Origin of the sequence: Kineosporia babensis (assembly GCF_021129305.1) — a bacterium.
Classification (GTDB): Bacteria; Actinomycetota; Actinomycetes; order Actinomycetales; family Kineosporiaceae; genus Kineosporia; species Kineosporia babensis.
The window spans coordinates 1-2807 of the sequence record NZ_JAJOMB010000063.1 but is presented as its reverse complement, the minus strand read 5'-3'; the positions used below and the strand labels follow the sequence as shown (position 1 = coordinate 2807).

The window sequence follows — 2807 nt, the reverse complement described above, 5'->3', positions numbered from 1 at the left end:
CACCAGCACCTCGGCATCCCCTTCGCCAGGGGTCCGGAGCGTGTTTCCCACGCTGGCCACCACCTCCCAGGCGTCCTGGTCGTGCTGCAGATCAGGGCTCGGAGCGGCTTCGGGTCTGCGCTGGAGCAGGGTCGCCCCGCTGAAGCCGAAGGTCTCACGTAACTGGTTCAGCAGTGCAGGCAACGGCTCAGCCCCTCGCAGCACGTTTCCGGCCAGCGTGGAAAGTGTTTCGGCCTCGGCCCGGGCGCTGGCCGCCTCCCGGGTCCGGCGGGCCGCTCGGTCGACGGTGGCGCTGACCGCGACCGCCACCACCAGGAAGACGGCCAGGGCGAGCACGTTCTCCCCGGACGCGATGCTCAGCCCGTGCAGGGGCGGAGCGAAGTAGAAATTCAGCAGCAGGGTGCCGAGAAGCGCTGCCAGCAGGGCCGGCCAGAGCCCTCCGATCAGCGCCACGACCACCACCGCGGCCATGTACAGCAGCACGTCGCTGTCCAGGGACACCTGATCACGCAGCTGGATCAGCAGCAGCGTCAGCAGGCCCAGACCCACGGTGGCACAGACGAACCCGGCGATTCTCCGGTGCTGGCTCAGCGCATGTTCGGCCCGGGGCAACGACCGGCCCTTGCGCACTTGTGAATGAGTCACCAGATGCACGTCGATCGGGCCGGAACCGTTGGTCGTGGTGGTCCCGACCCCGGGTGAGAACAGGGCGCTCAGGCGTCCTCGACGGGACACCCCGAGGACGAGTTCGGTGGCGTTGACCCCGCGGGCGAAAGCCAGGAGGGCCTGCGGGATGTCGTTGCCGACCACCTGGTGGTAGGTGCCACCCAGATCCTCGATCAGGGTGCGCTGAGCCACCAGGTGCGCATGGCTGCCACCGCTCAGTCCGTCGTTACGGGCCACGTGCACGGCCAGCAGATCGGCGCCCCGGGAGCGGCTGGCCAGCCGGGCGGCCCGCCGGATCAGGGTCTCGCCCTCCGGGCCCCCGGTCAGGGCCACCACCACGCGTTCCCGGGCTTCCCAGGTGTCTTTGATGTTGTGCGAGGAGCGGTAGTCCTCGAGTTCGTCGTCGACCTTGTCGGCCAGCCACAACAGGGCCAGCTCGCGCAGCGCGGTCAGGTTCCCGACCCGGAAATAGTTGCCGAGCGCCGCGTCGATCTTCTCCGGACGGTAGATGTTGCCGTGCGCCATCCGCCGCCGGATCGCCTCCGGCGCCATGTCCACCAACTCGATCGCCTCGGCCCGGCGCACCACCTCGTCCGGCACTGTCTCCCGCTGCGGCACCCCGGTGATCTGCCGCACGATGTCGTTGATCGACTCCAAATGCTGCACGTTCACCGTGGTCAGCACCGTCACCCCGGCGTCCAGCAGTTCCTCGATGTCCTGCCAGCGCTTCGCGTTGCGGGAGGTCGGGACATTGCTGTGGGCCAGCTCGTCGACCAGCACCACCTCCGCGCCCCGGGCCAGCACCGCATCCACATCCATCTCCGTGAACGTGGCACCCCGATAGTGAACGGTCCGCCGCGGGAGCACCTCGAGATCACCGATCATCGCCTCGGTCTGCTCCCGGCCATGAGTCTCCACGTACCCGACCACCACGTCGGTACCCCGCTCACGGCGCCGATGCCCCTCCTCGAGCATCTTGTACGTCTTACCCACACCAGGCGCTGCCCCCAGGTGCACCCGCAGCTGACCCACCACGTGTCCTGCTCCTTGTTACGCTGCGTCGAGAGCGTCGAGAGCCAGGTTCAGCTCCAGCACGTTCACCGCGGGCTCGCCCATGAAGCCGAGTCCACGCCCAGTGGTGTTCTCCTCCACCAGGTCCTGCACCTTCGCCGGGTCCAGACCGCGCTCGGCAGCCACCCGGGTCACCTGCAGCTCGGCGTACTCCGGGCTGATCTGGGGGTCCAGACCGCTGGCGCTGGCCGTGACCGCGTCGGCCGGAACGGCCGGTTCCTCAGGTGCGTCGCCCTTGATCGGGGTGGCCACGTATCCGGTGTATTCGGTGTCGGGCTCCGCGGCCTGGACCTGAACGCCTTCGTAGGTGGCCAGGAACGGCGTGCCGGTCTCGTTCAGGCTGACCACCCGGGTGATCGCCCCGGTGGTGCCGTCGGCGTACCAGACTCCCAGCACCGCACCGACGCCTTCCGGGGTGCAGTAGGGCCGGGACCCGTCCACGCCTTCCAGTTCGCCCACCGCCACGGAGCGGGAGCAGACCTGGGTGAGCAGGCTCTGCGAGGCGCTCTCCTCGTCCGTGCTCAGGGTGTCGACCATGTCGTTGGCGCCCAGGTTGGACGCGCTCGTCGAGGTCGGGTCGTAGCCGTCACCGGCCGCGGACGGCCGGGACTGGAAGTACTGACGCAGCGGGTTGCCGTCCGCGTCGGTGAACGACTGGCCGATCCGCGAGGAACCGATCAGCTCGCCGTCCCGCTCGATCAGCGAGCCCTCGGCATTGCTGTCCAGTCCCGGGATCTGGGCGATCCCGGTGATCAGCAGGGGGTAGGCCAGACCGGTGATCGCGGTCATGACCAGAAGCAGACGCAGGGCGGCCAGGTGCTGGCCGAGCCACGAAGGGAGTCTCATTTCCTTTACCTCAGGAGATTCCGGGGATGGCCGAGATCAGCAGGTCGATGACCTTGATCCCGATGAAGGGGGTGACGATCCCGCCGAGGCCGTAGACCAGCAGGTTGCGCCGCAGCATGGTGGCCGCGTCGGAGGGCCGGTACTTCACACCCCGCAGGGCCAGCGGGATCAGCGCGACGATGACGATCGCGTTGAAGATGACCGCGGACAGGATCGCCGAGGTC

At 68.6% G+C, this 2807-nt stretch carries 2 protein-coding genes and 1 pseudogene; all 3 read right to left on the bottom strand.

Features of this window, described 5'->3' with window-relative positions:
* Nucleotides 1-1701 (bottom strand): DUF4118 domain-containing protein (locus tag LR394_RS40960; RefSeq protein ID WP_231450128.1); only part of this gene is annotated, 1701 nt, incomplete at its 3' end.
* Between the two features lie 15 nt (nucleotides 1702-1716).
* Nucleotides 1717-2583, bottom strand: coding sequence for a potassium-transporting ATPase subunit C (locus tag LR394_RS40955; RefSeq protein ID WP_231450127.1), 867 nt, complete (start codon nucleotides 2581-2583; stop codon nucleotides 1717-1719).
* A gap of 10 nt (nucleotides 2584-2593) precedes the next feature.
* Nucleotides 2594-2807 (bottom strand): annotated as a pseudogene (locus LR394_RS40950) (potassium-transporting ATPase subunit B); the annotation flags it as partial.